Genomic DNA, 16,777 nt, shown 5'->3' with positions numbered 1-16,777 from the left:
AGCCGCGCTCGAGGGAAAACAGGACCGCGTTCCGTCCACGCGACGGGTCACCCGGAGAGGTCTCGCCGTTCGAAGTACTCGCCGCTCGCGACGACGAGAACCGCAACGGCGACCAGGAGGATCGAGAGATCGCCCCCCGAGACCTCGCCGTCGACGAGGATCCCGCCCGGATCGAAGTACCGGGAGAACGCGACGTCGCCGACCCACTCGTAGTCGGTATCGAACGTGAACGTATCGAGCAGGAACATCCCGAAGACCGATCCGGCGCCGACGGTCTGTGCCCGACGGACGGAATCGAACGCGACGGAGGCGAGCAGTCCGACGCCGGCACAGCAGAGCAGGTAGGCGATCGAGTACGCGTGCACGGCGAACAGATCCGCGGCGTCGATCGATTCGTCGACGAGGACCACGCCGGCGTAGACCGCCAGGGCGGTGACGGCGTTGACCAGCACGACGCCCGGGACGAGCGACAGGAACTTGCCGACCACGACTCGAGACCGCGTCACCGGCAGCGACAGCGTCAGCCCGATCGTTCCGCGCTCGACCTCCCCGGCCACCGTCGAGGCCGCGGCGTAGGCGTAGTAGACCGCGAGTAACAACACCCACCCGAACTGGTAGAGTTGGGAGACGAGGTAGCCCTCGATCGTCGTCAGCGTCGTCACGTTCCCCACGAACGCCCGCGTCGCCTCGGGCGGGAGCGACTCGAGGTAGGCGTCGAGATCGGCCCCCGTCTCCCGGATCGACGGGTAGAGCGCGACGGTCAGAACGATCAGCGCGACCATCGCACCCGCGAGTAGCAGGGATCCGCGGAGTCGGCGACGGGCTTCGAACGCGGTGAGATCGAGCATCGGACGCGTCCCGTTTCCTAACGGACGCCGGTGGCTTATACGTGATCCCGCCTGCTCGAGGTAACGGGAGGTTGTCGCGACGGCAGTTCGGTAATCGGTCCTTCAGCGGGGTAACGGGCGGGACGATTTATCGGCGTCTCGACCGTCCCGGAGCGGATATGGGTCGCCGAGGGGAGACGCCGAGCCGACGACGTCGAGTAGTCGTCGCTGCGGGCGTCCTCTCGTTGGTCGTCGTCCTGGCGATCGGAACCGTCGCGGCGACGGTGCTGCTCGAGACGCAGACGACCGCGCCGCCACAGAACGAGTCCCGAAACGACTCGGTGGACGGACCGACCGCCGAACCGATCGGCGGCGCTCCGCCCGTCGGTGTGGCCGACAACGAGTCCGCGACGGGGCCGCCCGCCGAGAACGACACGCCGACGACCGAGCCGCCGATCGAGCCGACCGTCCCGGCGACGGATCCCCAGATCGTTCAGGGTCCGACGGGGAACGTCACCGTCGCAGTCGCGGAGAACCGTTCGGTCCGCGCGGGCGAGTCGAGGCCGATTCCGCTCGAGGTGACGAACGACGGCGATCGACGGGCGACCGACGTCGTCGTGACGCTGCGTGCAGCCGACGGGGCCGTGGCGCTCGGTACGTCCGCGTCGCCGCAGTCGGCGCGGTCGATCGTCGTCGACGAACTCTCGTCCGGCGAGACCGCCGACGTCGACGTCGACGTCACGGCCGCGCGGGTCGAACCCGGAACGTATCCGCTGTTCGCGAGCGTTCAGTACCGCCTCGAACCGCCCGACGACGGTGCGAACGAGAGCGACGACGGCGACGAACCGGTTCGAACCGGCGGTCCGTCGGTGCTCGGGGTCGGCGTCGTCGCCGCTCCCGATTTCGACGTCGCCCCCGTCACCGACGGCGTCCCCGTCGACGGGGAACGCGTCTACGAGGTCCGAATCGAAAACGTCGGTGACCGACGGGTGACCGGGGTGACCGCCGCGATCGAGGTCGGACCGCCCCTCTCGAGCGAGTCGCCGACGGCGTACGTCGGCGCGCTCGACCCCGGCGAGTCGGCGACGGCGCGGTTCGATCTCGAGGCGTCCTCCGACGCGGTCGAGACGACGACCAGCGTGCCGCTCTCGATCGCGTACGACGGCGGTTCCGGCGAGCGAACGAGCGCGGACCCCGTCCAGGTTCCCGTCGCGATCGTCGAGACCGACGGGGACGCCGACGCCGACTCCGCCGCCCCGTTCGTCGCCGTCGCGCTCGCGCTCGCACTCGCGACGGTCTGGTGGGTCCGCAGGCGCTGAAAGGCGGCCAGCGGTGGCGGTACCGCAGCCGACGGCGTCAGGACGGCGCGTCGGCGCCGTTGGCCGCCGAGTCGTCGTCGCCGCGGTCGGCGTCTCCGTAGAAGTGCATGAACACGTCCTCGATGGACGCCTCGCGGATCTCCAGTTCGAGGACCGTGTACTCGGCCAGGCGCTCGATCAGGGCGTCGAACTCCCGCGCGAGGACGAGTCGGTACTCGCCGCCCCGTCGATCGACGCGCGCGACGCCCGGGAACTCGAGCGCCGACGGCGGCGGGTCCTCTGCCAGCCGAACGGTGACGACGGTGCCGCCTTCCTCGAGGATGTTGTCGACGGTGTCGAGTTCGATCAACCGGCCGTTCCGAACGATCCCGACGCGGTCGCAGACGCGACGAACCTCGCTCAAAATGTGCGAGGAAAAGAAACTCGTCCGGCCGGCGTCTCGTCGCTCCTCGAGCAGGTCGTAGAACTCGTTCTGGACGAGGGGATCGAGTCCGGACGTCGGCTCGTCCATGATCGCCAGCTCGGGCTCGTGCATGAACGCCGCGACGATGGCGAGCTTCTGTCTGTTGCCGCTCGAGTAGGCCTTCACGCTTCGGTCGAGGGGGACGGGAAAGCGCTCGAGGAGCTCCTCGCGGCGCTCGTCGCCGCGCAACCGCCCGAAGTGATCGAGCACTTCCGTACCCGTCACGCGGTCGTAGAAGGTGACGTCGCTCGGGAGGTAGCCGAGTCGGCGCTTCGCCTCTCGCAGTTCGGTTCGGTTCGTCACGCTCCGTCCCATCAGGGACGCCGTTCCGTCGGTCGGTTTCAGCAGTCCGAGGAGGACGCGAATCGCCGTCGACTTCCCGGCGCCGTTCGGACCGAGAAAGCCGAATATCTCGCCCACATCGACGGCGAACGTGAGGTCCTCGACGCCCCGAACGTCGCCGTAGTACTTCGTCAGCGACTCGAGCTCGATCGGCGGCGACTCCACGGTACTCACACGTCGAACGACGTCGTCCGGAGTCTTATACGCTTCAGGCGGGACGTCGTCCGAACGCGGTGCGTTCTGACCGTCGAAACCCAGCGGACTTTCGAACGCCCCCGAGCGGTATCCGCGCGACGCCGGACCGACCGCGACGGCCCGTGACGACGCGGTCGGTCACCGACGACGGGAAATCGCGCTCCGCTCGAGCGTCCTCCCCGGTAACCCCCGCTAGCCGTTCGTTCGCGGGCGCGTTCGGCGCTTCCGAACCGTCGGTACCGCCGACCGCGTCGAAAACGGCGGTTACGAAGCGCCGTCGCCCGCCCGACCACCGGATCCGACGCGCTACGCGTGTCGTTCGATGAGCCCCTCCAGCGTCGCGCGATCCTGCGCACCGACCAGACGTTCGGTCGGTTCGCCGTCAGCGTAGAGGACGAGCGTCGGAACTCCCCGGGCGCCGAGCCGCTGGGCCAGTCGCTGGTGGCGGTCGACGTCGACCTTCGCGACGGCGGCGTCGGTCTCCGCGGCGAGGGACTCGATCGTCGGCTCGAGCATCTGGCAGGGGCCACACCAGTCGGCGTAGCAGTCCACGAGGACGACGCCGTACGTTCCGACGATCTCGTCGAGGTGGTCGCTCCCCTCGACGCTGATCGGCTCGTCCGGCGTGGCCGCTCTTTCGGCGCCGCCAGTTTCGTCCGCGACACCCCCGTTCTCGAGGCGTTCGCGAAGCTCCCGTTTCTTCCGTTCGCGGATCCGTCGTCGTTCGTCGTCGATGGACTCGCTCATCGGTCGACGGTACGGGCCCCACGATCATAACAGTTTTGCGTCCAACGGACAATATTGGGTCGGCGGAACGGGTACAGTTCCGCGCCGGGGACGCTCGACGATCCGTCGGCGACGGACCTGCTCCGCCCACGCCCCCGACTCGAGTACCGCGGCGGAGCGATTCCGATTCGTCGCTTCGGTCAGGCCGCTCGGTCCGGCGGAACGAGCATGACGTTCCCGCTCGCCCGGGTGACGACGTCCTCGGAGACGCTCCCGAGCATCAGTCGGCGGAGCCTGCTGTGGCCGCGTGACCCGACGAGGATCGTCGTCGGCTCGTGGTCGGCCTCCGCGGCGAGGATCTCGTCCGCCGGATCGCCGCTGCGGATCTCGGTTCGCGTCTCGATCCCCCAGTCCTCGAGCCGGGCCGCCAACTCGGCGAGTCGCGCCTCGGGATCGTCGCCGTTCGACAGCGGCGGATCCTTCGGCGTCTCCACGTGAACTAGCGTCGCCTCCCGGGTCGCGTGACGGAGATACGAGAACGCCTCGAAGGCTCGTTCGGCGTTCTCCGAGAAATCCGTCGCGTACAGTATCCGCCGGAACAGGTGCTCCCGGAGCACGTCCGGGTCGTCCGCCTCGCGCTCGATCCGGTTGACGAGCAGCGGTACGACAGTCGTCCGCGCGAGGTTGCGCGCGGTCGAGCCGATGACGCGGTTCTCGAGGGGACTCTTCCCGCGTGAACCGACGATCGTCAGGTTCGCTCCGACCGCTTCCGCGACCCCGTTGATCCGTCGGTGGGGCGTGCCGCGGACGACGTGTGCGTCGACGTCGAAGCCCGCCCCCTCGATGACGCGACGGTACCGCGCAAGCGCGCGCTCGCGCCGTTCCTCGAAGTCCATCCCGGGCATACCCGCGTGGACGTTCGACGGGATCACGGTCACGAGGTGGATCTCCTCGACGCCGATTCGTCCGAGACACTCGAGGCAGGTCTCGCTCTCGATCGTGGCCTCGCTGGCGGCGGAGAGGTCGGTCGCACAGATCGCTTTCATACCACCCGTAGGTGACGCTCGTATAATATTGTTTGGGTCAGTCAATACTAGTCCCGATATCTCCGCCGCGGATACCCCGTCCGATCGCGATGACGTCCGCACCGGGTACCGATCGGACGTGACAGTGTTCGATCCGAGCGCGCCTCAGCCCCATCGACCGCGCCCCAGCGGAGTTGCCCGACAGCTACTGCACCCTTCGTATCTTCATAACTTATACAAATATTCCCGTTGGATAGCGGTGAGATAGACAGCAGTAATATTGTACAAAAATCCCAAAAGCGTTATACCCTTCCTCCGGGTAGGTGATACTGAAGAGAAACCCATGGTCCGTACACAACCACACGTCGGAGGTCGATACCGATGATCGACCTCGCAGCGTATTCGTCGGCAGTACAGGCAGCCGCGCTCGTCGGCGCCGTCCTCCTCGAGGCGATCGCCCTCTACGTCGGGTACGGCGCACTCGAGCGAGTCGCAACGCCAGTCGTCGAGCGGATCAAACACGCATAGATGGAGCCCTTTGGAATCGCACTGACGACGCTCGCACTGTTCGTGAGCTTCGGCTTCATGGTCGGCGTGCTGTTCGGCTTCTTCGGGATGGGCGGGTCGTTCCTCGTCACGCCCGCGTTACTCGTGATGGGGTATCCCGCCCGGGTCGCCGTCGGGAGCGGGATGGCCTTCGTCTTCGGGACGGCCGTCATCGCGACGCTGAAACACCACGACCTCGGACAGGTCGACTACAAACTCGGCGCGCTGATGATCGCCGGGACCACCGCCGGGATCGAGATCGGGAGCCTCTTCGTCTACCGGCTCGAGGAACTCGGACTCGCCAGCGGCGTCATCGGTGTCACCTACGTCGGCCTGCTGGGCGCGATCGGACTGTTCGTCACCCGAAACGCGCTCAAAAACGACGGAAGCGACGGCTCCGGTGGCGGCCACCACGAGGCCGCAGACGAAGAGATCGACCCGGACGCGATCCCCGATATCGCGAAGAAGATCCAGTCGTACCGCGTCCCGCCGATGATGACGATCGCGGGGGGGATTCAGGTCTCGCTGTGGATGGTCCTCGGCGTCGCGTTCGTGACGGGGCTGCTGTCGGGCTTCCTGGGCGTCGGGGGCGGATTCATCCGGATGCCCGCGATGTTCTACCTCATCGGAGTACCGGTGCCCGTCGCGGTCGGGACCGACCTGTTCGAGATCGTCTTCTCGGGCGGGTTCGGCGCGTTCACGTACGGGCTCAACGGCGGCGTCGACCTCTCGATCGTCGCGCCGCTGCTCGCCGGCAGCGCGCTAGGCGCTCGGATCGGGTCCGCCGCGACCAATATCGTCAACGAAGACGACATCAAGATCTACTTCGGGCTGATGCTCCTCGGTGGATCGGTCGCCGTGGCGTTCCAGCAGGCCGGCGACTACTTCGCCGTCGAACTGTTCAACACGGTCGGCTTCGCCCTGATCCTGCTCTCGGCGTTCATGGTCAGCGGCGCCGTGATCTACAGCACGATCACGACGATGCGAAAGCGATCGAGCGCGGCTGCGACGTCCGTGGACTGAATTCACCGTCACCGGGCCGCCGGTTCGACGGGCTGGGATTCCTAACGGAGCAACGATAGTACCGGACACTATTGCTGCTATCTGTGAGAGTCGGATTTTTAGAAACGAACCGACGAGGAGGCGTGAACGACGCCGATTCGCCGGTATTCCGAACTGCGGGTGACTCGAGAGGGGAGCATTCTCGCCGAATAACACAGGGACATACGTCCGGGCCGACAATCGTCTGGAAACGGCGACGACGCGGCGTCGCCGTTCGCTTTCGATCGAGTATGAGTGCCCCCGAATCCAGAGTCGACGTCGAACAGTTCTTGGCCAACCTCCTCGAGTTTCGCTACCGCGAAGTGACGATGGTCGGTGCAACGGTGGCCGTCCTCGCCGCTTCGATCGCGTTCTTCCCCGGATTCGAGAACGTGGCGGATGGCGTTCAGTCCGATCTCTCGAGCGGGTTGCTCGCCGGGATCGTCCTGATCGCCGTCGTCGCCGGCGCCGTCAAGGGCATGACAGGCTTCGGCTACTCGCTCATCATGACGCCGATCGTAGCGTCGGTGATCGATCCGACCGTCGCCGTCGTCGTCTTGGCGATCCCGCCGTGGACGCTCAACATGTTCCAGATCGCCGAAACCGGGACCGGGCGGGCGTTCGTTCGCGAGGAGTGGGCGCTTCTGGCGCTCGCGATCGTGGGGACCGTCATCGGCGTCGCGGCGCTGGCGACGTTCAGCGCCGGCCCGATCGTCGCGTTCGTGATCGGTCTCGTTCTCCTCGGCTACGTGGCCTTTCAGGTCGTCCAGAACTTTGTCACGGTCGAGGAGGCACACCATCCGTTCGCTCTCGGAACCGCCGGGTTCTCCCAGGGGTTCCTGCTCGCGTTCGCGAATCTCGGGCCGCTACTCCCGGCGTACTTCCACACCTTCGAACGGGATACTGAGCGATACATCGGGGGACTGTCGATGGTGCTCGGAACGATCTTTACGGTTCGAATCGTCCAGATGGCGCTGTTCACGGACCTGCTGACGACGTATCGGCTCTGGCTCGGCTCGGTGATCGCGGTGGTCACTACCGTCGGATTGCTGCTGGGGACGTACCTCCGACGCCTCGAGTTCGACGAGCGGACGTTCAACTGGTTCGTCGTCGGACTCCTGTTCGTCATCTCGCTCAATATCTTCCGGAACACCGTGCCGGCGCTGTTCTTCTAGGTTCAGTATTTGTAGCCGTGGTTCACCTCGCGCAGGCCGGACACGAACGGCGATGACGAACGTAGATCAGTCCCGCCAGAATCAGTACGGAGAGCGCACCGAGGGCCGGTCGCAACGGATCGAAGTACGTCATGAGTGCGGACGACCCGAACAGTGCGAGCAGAGCGACGTTACAGACCGGACAGCCGACCGCCAGAAATCCGCCGACGAGACCGCCGACCGCTAGGCGATCCTCGTTGTTCGCGCCGTCGTCCTCGAGTTCGGGGTCGGCCACCTCGGTCGCCAGCCGCTGTGCGGCGTACACACCGGCGAGCAGCGCGGTCAGCGTCAAGAACAGGTAATCGACGGGCGTCCGCGGGACCATCCGCACGTACAGCGGATTCGGGATGAGGCCGGTGACGAGTCCGAACAGGAGGAATACGCCAGCCGCGGCGGCCGTTCCCCATCCCATCGCTCGCCGATCCGACTGGATCGATCGGAGGGTGCCCCGCTCCGTCATTTCGATCCCTCCGTTACAACGCCACACCGTTCGGGGTGGCCCGCCCGCTCGGAGAAGAATAGCGACGGTAAAAGACCGCCGACGCGACGCAAAGCCCCGTCGTACGGGAGTGACGCGAGGTCCCCGACGGACCCGGGAACGCCGAGGAAACCGGCGCCACGGCTCGCACGTCCCGAGGCGAGCAGTCCGGGAACGACCCCGGAGAGGTCGGCGAGACTCGAGAGACCGACGATCTGGAATCGTGCGACGACCTTGACGACCGCGATCCCCGACAGCAGCGCGTAGCGGACGATGGCCCCGAGTCCGGACGAGCCGTCGGTGCGGTACACCGTCTCCGTCAACGAGACTGCGGAGCGGTTCGTCAGGTGCCCGTCGATCGAATCGCGCGTGAACATCTAGCTGCACCGATGCGGGGATGACTGAAATTTCCGACTCCGATTTGCTGGGTCAGCAAATCAGCGGTTCCGTTCGCGCATCAGGACGCTCGAGGTCGCCGACCTGGAGCGACGCCGTTCGGGACCGTTTTGCTGACCCAGCAAATCGGCGGACCGATTTAGGTCCTGCGGTGCGAACGCGACCGGGAATTCGATCGACGGCGCCCGATCGGAGTTGTAGCAGGGCGTCTCGCGCCGAGTCGACGCTGCTTGCACCAGACAGCAGCATACGCTTGTCTCCCAGCCGCGGAGGTTCGATATGACCAGCGACGGCGACGCGCGGTTCGGGCTACGCGAGCGAACGAAACCGTTCGTTCGAGCGGGCGTCGTGCTCGGAATCGGGCTGGGGGGCTTCTTCGACGGGATCGTCCTCCACCAGCTCCTGCAGTGGCACCACATGCTGTCGGCCCGGACGGATCCGACGGTTCTCAGCGATCTGCGACTGAACGTCGTCGCCGACGGCCTCTTTGACGTCGGCACCTACCTCTTTACGGTCGCGGGGATCGTCCTCCTGATACGCGCGTGGCGACGGTCGGACGGTTCGCCATCGGGACGAGCGCTCCTCGGGTCGACGATCCTCGGATGGGGCGTCTTCAACCTCCTCGAGGGGCTCGTGAACCACCACCTCCTCGAGATCCACCACGTCTGGCCCGCGGGGCCGGGGAGCGTCCTCCTCTGGGACGTCGGCTTCCTCCTCTGGGGTGTGCTTTTCGTCGCCGGCGGCTACGCCGTGATCCGACTCGACGAGCGATCGATCGCCGGCTCTCGAGGAGAGCGCGCGACGGACGATCGACCGACGTGACCGAAGACCGCACTCCCGATCGCGGCGCCGATCGGACGTCTTCGAACACGCGAGCCGTCCCCCGCTCGAGGCGGTCGGCGCTGTGACAGCGAACCGGCCAGTCGCCGGAGTTGTCCGCGGAAGTCGAACGTCACCCCTCGCCGTGAGGTGCGACGAGGACGGCGTCATCGACCGCGCCGCCGGCCCGGAAGACGTGGCCGTGGAGGTGGATGGATCGCCGAACTGCGATTCACCGTCCGCACGCGAACGCGGCCCGTCCTCGATGGTTTCGAACGGGTCGGCATCGGGATCTCTCACCGTTGCTGGTCCACGCGTCGGCGTCGAACCCCGCTCCTTCGGCGGAAAGCGGAGGTCCCGGGCGCGATCACGGTACTTCCTCGATCGACTCCTCACACGTCCCGTACACGACTGTTCCGTTTCCAGGGAAACGGTACCGTGGAACTCGACCGTCTCGACGGGCTTTCAGTAGCCGCGTTACAGACGACCCAGGTGTGCGGCCGCTATTCGGCACGACCATCTCGTGTTGCGAATCAGGACAATCGCGATCACAACGGTTGCGATTTAACTCCCTCCTCGGTGCCAGTGGGACCGATGGCCAGACACGTATCACGACGGTCGGCCCTCGGAATCGCCGGAGTGACTGGATTCACAGTGCTAGCGGGCTGTGGAGGGGGTTCTGATAACGGGGACGGGAACGGCGACGGCGGCGGCGACGGCGGCGACGGTCCGTCGTCCGACGACGAAGCGTGGACTGACGTCTCGGAGTTTTACCTCGAGGGGCGAGTCGAAGCGTGGACGTTCGTCGAGCCGTCGGACGTCGTCGGCGGAATGGAAAACCCCACGATCACGCTGATCGAGGGGAACGAGTACGACTTCACGTGGGTCAACAGCGACGGGGTCACACACAACCTCGAGATCAGAGACGAGAACGACGAGGTCGTCGAGGACTACCAGAGCGACGACGTGGGTACCGAGGGCGAGGAAGCGTCGATCGAGGGTCTCGTCGCGACCCCGGAGATGACGACCTACATCTGCCAGTTCCACCCCTCGACGCAGGTCGGCGATATCGAGGTCCGAAGCGAGTAGCGTCCGCTCTTCGATCCGGACGGCCCGTCGCAAACCGTCTCCGGAACGCACCGGAAGAGAGGACCCCGATCGACGGCTCGATAGCGAACCGTCGCGCTCCTGTCGGACCCGATCTCGCAGCCCGGCGATCCGGATCGACGCGTACGTCTATGTGGATCGGTGATGACCCTCGAGTCGTGGCCGAACGATCACACGAACTGCCGGCCGATCGCGTCGTGGCGGCCCTCGAGTCACAACCGACCGGACTGACGAGCGAGCAAGCGCGCCGGCGACGCGCGGAACACGGCGAAAACGAAATCGCCGGCGGCGGCGGCCGGTCACCGGTCGAGATCGGTATCGCGCAGTTCGACAGCGTCCTGATCTGGGTCCTGCTGGCGGCAGCCGTCCTCTCGGTCTGGGCCGGCAACGCCGTCGACGCGATCCTGATCGCGATTATCGTCGTCGCGAACGGCGTCTTCGGGTTCGTTCAGGACTACCGGGCCGAACGGAGTCTCGAATCGCTGCGCGAACTGGCCGCACCGACGGCCGCGGTTCGACGGGACGGCGAGATCCGCGAGATAGACGCGATAGCGGTCGTTCCCGGCGACGTCGTCGTTCTCCGCGGCGGCGACGTCGTTCCAGCCGACGGGCGACTCCTCGAGGCGACCGACCTCGAGGTCGACGAGGCGGCGCTGACGGGTGAGAGCGCTCCGGTCTCGAAGTCACCGGACCCGGTCGAATCGGGGACCCCGATCGCGGAACGGACGAGCATGGTCTACAAGGGGACCAACGTCACCCGCGGCAAGGGCGTCGCGGTCGTCGCGGAGACGGGAATGGAGACCGAGGTCGGCGAGATCGCGCGAGAACTGGCCGCGACCGAGGAGACGCGGACGCCGCTGCAGGACGAACTCGACGAACTGGGGCGAAACCTCGGGTTCGGCGTTCTCCTCCTCTCGGCACTGGTCGCGCCGCTGTTGCTCCTCCGCGGGACGGACGCAGTCCAGGCCGCCCTGACCGCAGTGTCGCTCGCCGTCGCCGCGGTCCCCGAGGGACTGCCCGCCGTGGTCACGCTCGCGCTCGCGCTCGGCGTCCGGCAGCTATCCGAGGAGAACGCGCTCGTTCGGCGGCTTCCGGCCGTCGAGGCGCTCGGCGCGGTCGACGTCGTCTGTACGGACAAGACGGGGACGCTCACGAGAGGCGAGATGACGGTCAGCAGGCTCTGGGTGAACGCCGCCGCCGTCGATCTCGACCCGAGAGAAGCCGACGCGAGCGTACACTCCGACCGCGAGAGACTGCTCTTGCACATTGGCGCCCTCTGTAACGACGCGGCGCTCGAGGACGGCGGCGACGATCCGACCGAACGGGCGCTGCTCGAGGTCGCCGATCGACGCGGAGTCGACGTCGCCGAACTCCGCGCCGAGAACCCGCGAACCGACGAGGTTCCGTTCTCCTCGGAGCGGAAGTGGATGGGGACCGTCCACGGTGACGTCGGCTACGTCAAGGGCGCGCCCGAGGTCGTCCTTTCCAACTGCGAGCGGATCCTGACCGCCCGTGGGCCCAAGCCCCTGACCGACGAGCGTCGCGAGCGCGTCGAGACGACGATTCGGGAGTTCGGAGACGACGCGCTTCGCGTCCTCGCTGGAGCCTATCGCGAGGGGCCGGCCGACGCGAGCGATCTCGCCGACGAGTTGACGTTCGTGGGGCTGGCCGGAATGATCGATCCGCCTCGCGATGAGGTCGCCGACGCGATCGCCGAGACCGGACGTGCCGGAATCGACGTGAAGATGGTGACCGGCGACAACGTCCGGACCGCGCGGGCGATCGCCGAGTCGCTCGGTATCGGTACGAGAGTACTCGAGGGTCGAGAGATCGAACGGATGGACGACGAGACGCTTCGCGAGCAAGTGACATCCGTCGACGTCTTCGCGCGGACCTCGCCGGAACACAAGGTCCGGATTCTGCAGGCGCTGCAAGATCGGGACAACGACGTCGCGATGACCGGCGACGGCGTCAACGACGCGCCGGCGCTGAAAAACGCCGACGTCGGCGTCGCGATGGGGATCCGTGGAACCGATGTCGCCAGGCAGGCGTCGGACATCGTCCTATTGGACGACAACTACGCGACCATGGAACGGGCCGTCGAACGGGGTCGGGCGATCTTCGACAACATCTGGAAGTTCGTCGCGTATCTCCTCAGCGCGAACGTCGCGGAGGTGGCGATCGTCTTTCTCGCCTCGCTGTACGGCTACCTCATCCTGCCGGCCGTGCAGTTGCTGTGGATCAACCTGCTGACCGACGGGTTGCCGGCGCTGGCGTTAGGTGCCGACTCCCAGAGCGGTGACCTGATGGAACGGCCACCGCGCGATCCCGATCGGGGGATCATCGGACGCCAGATGCTCGGGCTGATCGCCGGGATGGGTGCCGTGACCACGGTCGTCCTGCTCGCGCTCATGTACTATACGCTGGAAGGCGCCGCCGCCGTCACGCCGTACGCGATGACGATGGTCTTTACGGGGTTCGTCTTCCTCGAGTTCGCGGGGCTCTACGTCATCCGGTGGCTTCGCGGGACGCCGACGGTCTCGAATCCGTGGCTCACCGCTGCCGTCGCGGCGTCGGCCGCGTTGCAACTCGCCGTGTTGTACACCCCGCTCAACCGATACTTCGGGACGGTTCCACTCGGCCTCGCTGACTGGGGGCTCGTCGGCGTCGCCCTCGCGGCTGGTCTCCCCGCGTACGTCGCGGTCGCCGCACTCGTCGGGCGGTTCGATCGGTGATATCGGCCCCGGTCACTAAGGCCGTCGATCCCGATCGTACGACACGTGACTCCCTCGATACGCCGACTCGTCATCGACGTCATGAAGCCACAGGAGCCGGACATTCTCGAGTTCACCGACACCGCCGCCGACTGTTCCGGCGTCGACGGCGTCAACGCCGTGTTGATCGAGACCGATCGCGAGGTCCAGAACCTCAAACTCACGATCGAGGGCGAAGACATCGACGCGGACGCGCTCGAGGCGGCCGTCGCCGACCTCGGCGGGACGGTTCACTCCATCGACCAGGTCGTCTGCGGCGAGCGCCTCGTCGAACAGGTCGAAACGCCCCAGGACCGGTGAGCGACGTGTCTTCGCTTCGCGACCGTTTCGATAGCGTTCGCAGACTCCTCGAGGACGAGGAGGTCAGATCGATCTCGCGGCGGTACTTCATCTCCAACGGGTTCGACGGCACGCTGACGTGTATCGGCGTCGTCGTCGGTGCGTACCTGTCCGGCGTCACCGACGGCCTCACCGTAATCACGATCGGCCTCGGCGCGGCCGTCGGACTGGGAACGTCGGGCGTCTGGAGCGTCTGGGAGATCGAACGCGCCGAGAAACAGGCCGAGCTGATGGAACTCGAGCGGGCGATGTTGGCCGATCTCGAGGACACGGCGGTGCAACAACGGCGAGCGGGCGCTCGGAAGATCAACGCGATCGCGAGCGGAATCGGTCCGCTGATCGGCATCCTCCTGCCGCTGGGTCCGTTTCTCGGTCAGGGTATCGTCGTTTCAATGCTCGAGGCGACGCTGCTCGCCATCGCCGTCGGCGTCGCCGTCCTGTTCGTGTTCGGGGCGTATCTCGGCTCGATTTCCAAACAGAACTGGATCGTCGCCGGGGTTCGGATGGGGCTCGCGGGAATCGTCGTCGCCGTCCTCAATCTGTTTCTGCCGGGGTGAGCGTCCGACCTCGGTCGCTTCGTCCGCGCGATCGGCTGATGCGGCCGCCGTCCGACCTCCGTGTCAGTTCCGACCGCAAACCGCGCGGCTACCTGACGACGATGACGGGCGTCGGCGATCGCCGGACGACGCCCTCCGCGACGCTTCCGAGCAGGATCCTGGACACGCCTTCCCGACCGTGGCTTCCGATGACGACCGCGTCGTACGCCTCCTCTTCCGCCCGGACGACGATCGTCTGTTTCGGCTTGCCGATTTCGACGTCCGTCTCGAGGGTGCGGTCGCGTTCCCGTGCGATCTCGGTCGCCTCCTCGAGGATCTCTGCGCCGCGTTCGCGGCCCCGTTTCATATCGATTTCCTCCGCTGCGCTGAAGGCATCCCAGTAGCCTTCGGGGACCGGAACGACGTACAGCGCCGTGACGGCCGCGTCGGGAAAGGTATCGAACGCGTACTCGAGCGCCGCTTCAGCCGGACCGGAGCCGTCGTACGGCACCAGAATTCGTTCGCTCATAGTCGAGCAGAGGACGGGAACGGATATAATGGTAGGCGGTCGTTCTCGCGGGGGGAAACCGACGCCGGCGCTCGAGCGGCTTGGCTCCGAATCGATCGGGCTACGTATCCGTTGCCGGGGAACGCAACCGCCACCACGAGAGACGACGTCTCTCGACCCACCCGACCTCGATGCGGTTCAGGACGCATTCTGCAGAACGGTCGCCGACCGTCGTGCCGTCTCGGTTCGCTGGATCGATAGCAACCCGCCGAACGACAATTCTTTTCTACCTGTATAACAAATGTACGTATGTAATTTTGTGTCGGATCGGAGAACCGGCGAGGAGGTCGTTCCGAACCGTCCGTATCGACCGTGTCCGTGGGTTTCTCCGACGACGCGATCGACGCCGCACTCCGGGAGGTCGTCCTCGGTTCGGTCGAATCCGTCGGTCAAGTGCGCCGCGGTCCGGACGGTATCGTCGCGCGAGGGGCGACGGGAGCGACCGGGCGTAACGATCGATATCCGTCGATTTATGTCGGCCTCGACGCACGTATTCGTATGCAGATCGGCCTCACCGTCGGCGACTCGCTCGAGCGAACGGAACGGACGACCGCGGGATTCGATCTGGCGGAGCTGTCGATCGGCGAGGGGCGCGATCCCGACGCGATCGATACGGCTCGTCTCGAGGCAATCCTCGCCGATGCAAACGTCGACCTCTGCGTACACCTCCCGTTCGAGCAGGTCGTCGTGACGCCGGTGCCCGAGATCAACAACGCGATCGTCGACTACCTGTCGCGGCTGCTCGAGTGGGCCGGCGGCGTCGGCGCGGAAAAGGCCGTCCTTCACGGCACTGCCCGGAATCCGCACGACACGGACCTGCGACCCCGCTTCGCCGACCAACTCACGTCGATCGCGTCGGCTGGCGATGACGCTGACGTGGAACTCGTCGTCGAGAACGTCGGCCACCAGAAGCGCGGCTACCCGCTGTCGGTGCTGGGAGACCTCGCGCGCGAGACGGGGACGCCCGTCTGCTTCGACGTCGGCCACGCCTACATGGAAGACGGCACCGACGGGATCGACCGATTCCTCTCGAGTTACGGCGACCTCGTCTCGCATCTCCACGTCCACGACGCGCGGAGCCGTGGCGACACGCACCTGCCGATCGGCGCCGGCGAGATCGATTACGGACTCGTCGCGGAACACCTCGCGGGATTCGACGGTACCGTCGCGATCGAGGTCTTCACCGACGACGTGGCGCTGTTACGAGACACCGCTCGACGCGTAGAGACGGCGCTCGAGGCCGACGAGTGACCAGTACCCGCCGCCCGGATTTCTACCGCGCAGGCATCGACAACGGTTCCCCGGCAGCCGATTCCGCACTTCCGGACGAGCGGCGATCGATACGCGCGTCTACTGCGACGGACTCACGTCGAAGTCGCGGTCGTCGGTTCGAAGAACCGCTCGATCGAGTGGCGACGGCTACTCGTCGGCGTCGCCGAACGCGCCGCTCGACCGGCGGAGGCTTGCGACGATCGCAAAAACGCCAGTCGGTGAGGAGCGAAGGATCGAACGCCCGCCGTACCCTGTCCCCCGCCCGGTTCGTTACCCCGGCGCCCGAAACGCTTTGAGACGGAACCGCAGGACGATCGGCTCGAGAACGTCTTCCTCGCCCGTCCACGTGATCGTCACCTCGGTGAGACGGTACGACGGACCGACTGGAACTTTCTCGGCCGCCAGTTCGGCTCGCCACCCCTCGCCTTCGATCGCGTTCGACCCGATTCGCTCGCCGCCGAGAGATTCCAGATAGCCCATCGCCTGCTCGAGCGACAGCCCGCGAAAGCGCCGCGTCACCCGGAGCACGCCGTCTTCGACCGACCGTTCGACCGGCGGGATCGCCTCGAGCGCGGCTCGCCTTTTCAGCAGTCGTGGCGAAAGTTTACGCTGCGTCAGTGTGGGTTCGGATCGTGGCACGGGAGGTTCCTCACGCTCTCCTTCGCCGGCTGGGGGGATAACTATTCGTTCAGTGAAAAGAGAGCGTCGACGTTCGACGGGTCGTGACGGCCGAAAGCGGACCCCTCCCCCATCGCCCCCACAACTGATAGCGTCCGTCGTCGTAGCGACG

At 66.4% G+C, this 16,777-nt stretch carries 17 protein-coding genes and 1 pseudogene; 10 read left to right on the top strand and 8 right to left on the bottom strand.

The features are described from left to right. Nucleotides 1–47: 47 nt before the first annotated feature. Nucleotides 48–848 (bottom strand): ABC transporter permease, encoded by an 801-nt coding sequence (locus C492_RS09400; RefSeq protein ID WP_008422815.1) that lies wholly within the window; start codon nucleotides 846–848, stop codon nucleotides 48–50. Nucleotides 849–1,006: 158 nt separating this feature from the next. On the opposite strand from C492_RS09400, the gene C492_RS09395 reads away from it, so the two are divergent. After that, complete coding sequence (locus C492_RS09395; RefSeq protein ID WP_008422813.1) at nucleotides 1,007–2,146, top strand: COG1361 family protein; 1,140 nt, start codon at nucleotides 1,007–1,009, stop codon at nucleotides 2,144–2,146. A gap of 37 nt (nucleotides 2,147–2,183) precedes the next feature. On the opposite strand, the gene C492_RS09390 is transcribed toward C492_RS09395, so the two are convergent. From C492_RS09390 to C492_RS09380, 3 genes are all read right to left on the bottom strand, one after another. Then, a complete protein-coding gene (locus tag C492_RS09390) occupies nucleotides 2,184–3,125 on the bottom strand; it encodes an ABC transporter ATP-binding protein (RefSeq protein ID WP_049892927.1) in 942 nt (313 codons plus the stop codon). A 327-nt stretch (nucleotides 3,126–3,452) separates the two neighbouring features. Further along, nucleotides 3,453–3,893: a thioredoxin family protein gene (locus C492_RS09385; RefSeq protein ID WP_008422810.1), complete on the bottom strand. Its 441-nt coding sequence runs from the start codon at nucleotides 3,891–3,893 to the stop codon at nucleotides 3,453–3,455. 179 nt (nucleotides 3,894–4,072) lie between these two features. Beyond that, nucleotides 4,073–4,918, bottom strand: coding sequence for a universal stress protein (locus tag C492_RS09380; protein WP_008422809.1), 846 nt, complete (start codon nucleotides 4,916–4,918; stop codon nucleotides 4,073–4,075). A gap of 360 nt (nucleotides 4,919–5,278) precedes the next feature. Between C492_RS09380 and C492_RS24565 the strand changes: the two genes are divergently transcribed. From C492_RS24565 to C492_RS09370, 3 genes are all read left to right on the top strand, one after another. Then, nucleotides 5,279–5,425 carry a DUF7512 family protein gene (locus tag C492_RS24565; protein ID WP_008422808.1) on the top strand — a complete coding sequence of 49 codons (147 nt, stop codon included), beginning with the start codon at nucleotides 5,279–5,281 and terminating at the stop codon, nucleotides 5,423–5,425. Further along, the gene (locus C492_RS09375) at nucleotides 5,426–6,466 is read left to right on the top strand and encodes a sulfite exporter TauE/SafE family protein (protein ID WP_008422806.1); all 1,041 of its coding nucleotides are present in this window, start codon (nucleotides 5,426–5,428) and stop codon (nucleotides 6,464–6,466) included. A 269-nt stretch (nucleotides 6,467–6,735) separates the two neighbouring features. Further along, entirely contained in the window at nucleotides 6,736–7,659 is a 924-nt protein-coding gene (locus C492_RS09370; RefSeq protein ID WP_008422803.1) for a sulfite exporter TauE/SafE family protein, read from the top strand. 22 nt (nucleotides 7,660–7,681) lie between these two features. Here C492_RS09370 and C492_RS09365 read toward each other — a convergent pair whose 3' ends face one another. Together C492_RS09365 and C492_RS09360 are read right to left on the bottom strand one after the other, a co-directional pair. Next, on the bottom strand, nucleotides 7,682–8,158 hold the full coding sequence (locus tag C492_RS09365; RefSeq protein WP_008422801.1) for a hypothetical protein: 477 nt from the start codon (nucleotides 8,156–8,158) through the stop codon (nucleotides 7,682–7,684). Continuing rightward, nucleotides 8,155–8,505, bottom strand: a pseudogene (locus C492_RS09360) (hypothetical protein); the annotation flags it as partial. The gene C492_RS09365 and the pseudogene C492_RS09360, both read right to left, overlap by 4 nt. A gap of 346 nt (nucleotides 8,506–8,851) precedes the next feature. On the opposite strand from C492_RS09360, the gene C492_RS09355 reads away from it, so the two are divergent. From C492_RS09355 to C492_RS09335, 5 genes are all read left to right on the top strand, one after another. Beyond that, the gene (locus tag C492_RS09355; RefSeq protein WP_008422797.1) at nucleotides 8,852–9,394 is read left to right on the top strand and encodes a DUF2243 domain-containing protein; all 543 of its coding nucleotides are present in this window, start codon (nucleotides 8,852–8,854) and stop codon (nucleotides 9,392–9,394) included. A 591-nt stretch (nucleotides 9,395–9,985) separates the two neighbouring features. Beyond that, on the top strand, nucleotides 9,986–10,480 hold the full coding sequence (locus C492_RS09350; protein ID WP_049892926.1) for a cupredoxin domain-containing protein: 495 nt from the start codon (nucleotides 9,986–9,988) through the stop codon (nucleotides 10,478–10,480). A 176-nt stretch (nucleotides 10,481–10,656) separates the two neighbouring features. Continuing rightward, nucleotides 10,657–13,233 (top strand): cation-translocating P-type ATPase, encoded by a 2,577-nt coding sequence (locus C492_RS09345; protein ID WP_008422794.1) that lies wholly within the window; start codon nucleotides 10,657–10,659, stop codon nucleotides 13,231–13,233. Between the two features lie 45 nt (nucleotides 13,234–13,278). Continuing rightward, nucleotides 13,279–13,572: a DUF211 domain-containing protein gene (locus C492_RS09340; protein ID WP_008422791.1), complete on the top strand. Its 294-nt coding sequence runs from the start codon at nucleotides 13,279–13,281 to the stop codon at nucleotides 13,570–13,572. Continuing rightward, entirely contained in the window at nucleotides 13,569–14,168 is a 600-nt protein-coding gene (locus C492_RS09335) for a VIT1/CCC1 transporter family protein (protein WP_008422790.1), read from the top strand. Before C492_RS09340 ends, C492_RS09335 begins: the two co-directional genes overlap by 4 nt. An 88-nt stretch (nucleotides 14,169–14,256) precedes the next feature. On the opposite strand, the gene C492_RS09330 is transcribed toward C492_RS09335, so the two are convergent. Next, nucleotides 14,257–14,676, bottom strand: a complete 420-nt coding sequence (locus C492_RS09330; protein WP_008422788.1) for a universal stress protein — start codon at nucleotides 14,674–14,676, stop codon at nucleotides 14,257–14,259. A gap of 537 nt (nucleotides 14,677–15,213) precedes the next feature. On the opposite strand from C492_RS09330, the gene C492_RS09325 reads away from it, so the two are divergent. Continuing rightward, entirely contained in the window at nucleotides 15,214–15,966 is a 753-nt protein-coding gene (locus C492_RS09325; RefSeq protein WP_049892938.1) for a sugar phosphate isomerase/epimerase family protein, read from the top strand. 291 nt (nucleotides 15,967–16,257) lie between these two features. On the opposite strand, the gene C492_RS09320 is transcribed toward C492_RS09325, so the two are convergent. Further along, nucleotides 16,258–16,626 carry a hypothetical protein gene (locus C492_RS09320; protein ID WP_239643420.1) on the bottom strand — a complete coding sequence of 123 codons (369 nt, stop codon included), beginning with the start codon at nucleotides 16,624–16,626 and terminating at the stop codon, nucleotides 16,258–16,260. Nucleotides 16,627–16,777: the final 151 nt, after the last annotated feature.

Origin of the sequence: Natronococcus jeotgali DSM 18795 (assembly GCF_000337695.1) — an archaeon.
GTDB classification, from domain to species: Archaea; Halobacteriota; Halobacteria; order Halobacteriales; family Natrialbaceae; genus Natronococcus; species Natronococcus jeotgali.
The sequence above is the reverse complement of the archived record's forward strand: the minus strand, read 5'-3'. Positions and strand labels throughout refer to the sequence as shown.

Coding starts and splice junctions, on each gene's coding strand:
- C492_RS09325 (WP_049892938.1), top strand. CDS start 15,214: ATGCAGATCGGCCTCACCGTCGGCGACTCGCTCGAGCGAACGGAACGG.
- C492_RS09365 (WP_008422801.1), bottom strand. CDS start 8,158: ATGACGGAGCGGGGCACCCTCCGATCGATCCAGTCGGATCGGCGAGCG.
- C492_RS09385 (WP_008422810.1), bottom strand. CDS start 3,893: ATGAGCGAGTCCATCGACGACGAACGACGACGGATCCGCGAACGGAAG.
- C492_RS24565 (WP_008422808.1), top strand. CDS start 5,279: ATGATCGACCTCGCAGCGTATTCGTCGGCAGTACAGGCAGCCGCGCTC.
- C492_RS09330 (WP_008422788.1), bottom strand. CDS start 14,676: ATGAGCGAACGAATTCTGGTGCCGTACGACGGCTCCGGTCCGGCTGAA.
- C492_RS09395 (WP_008422813.1), top strand. CDS start 1,007: ATGGGTCGCCGAGGGGAGACGCCGAGCCGACGACGTCGAGTAGTCGTC.
- C492_RS09350 (WP_049892926.1), top strand. CDS start 9,986: ATGGCCAGACACGTATCACGACGGTCGGCCCTCGGAATCGCCGGAGTG.
- C492_RS09355 (WP_008422797.1), top strand. CDS start 8,852: ATGACCAGCGACGGCGACGCGCGGTTCGGGCTACGCGAGCGAACGAAA.
- C492_RS09400 (WP_008422815.1), bottom strand. CDS start 848: ATGCTCGATCTCACCGCGTTCGAAGCCCGTCGCCGACTCCGCGGATCC.
- C492_RS09375 (WP_008422806.1), top strand. CDS start 5,426: ATGGAGCCCTTTGGAATCGCACTGACGACGCTCGCACTGTTCGTGAGC.
- C492_RS09370 (WP_008422803.1), top strand. CDS start 6,736: ATGAGTGCCCCCGAATCCAGAGTCGACGTCGAACAGTTCTTGGCCAAC.
- C492_RS09380 (WP_008422809.1), bottom strand. CDS start 4,918: ATGAAAGCGATCTGTGCGACCGACCTCTCCGCCGCCAGCGAGGCCACG.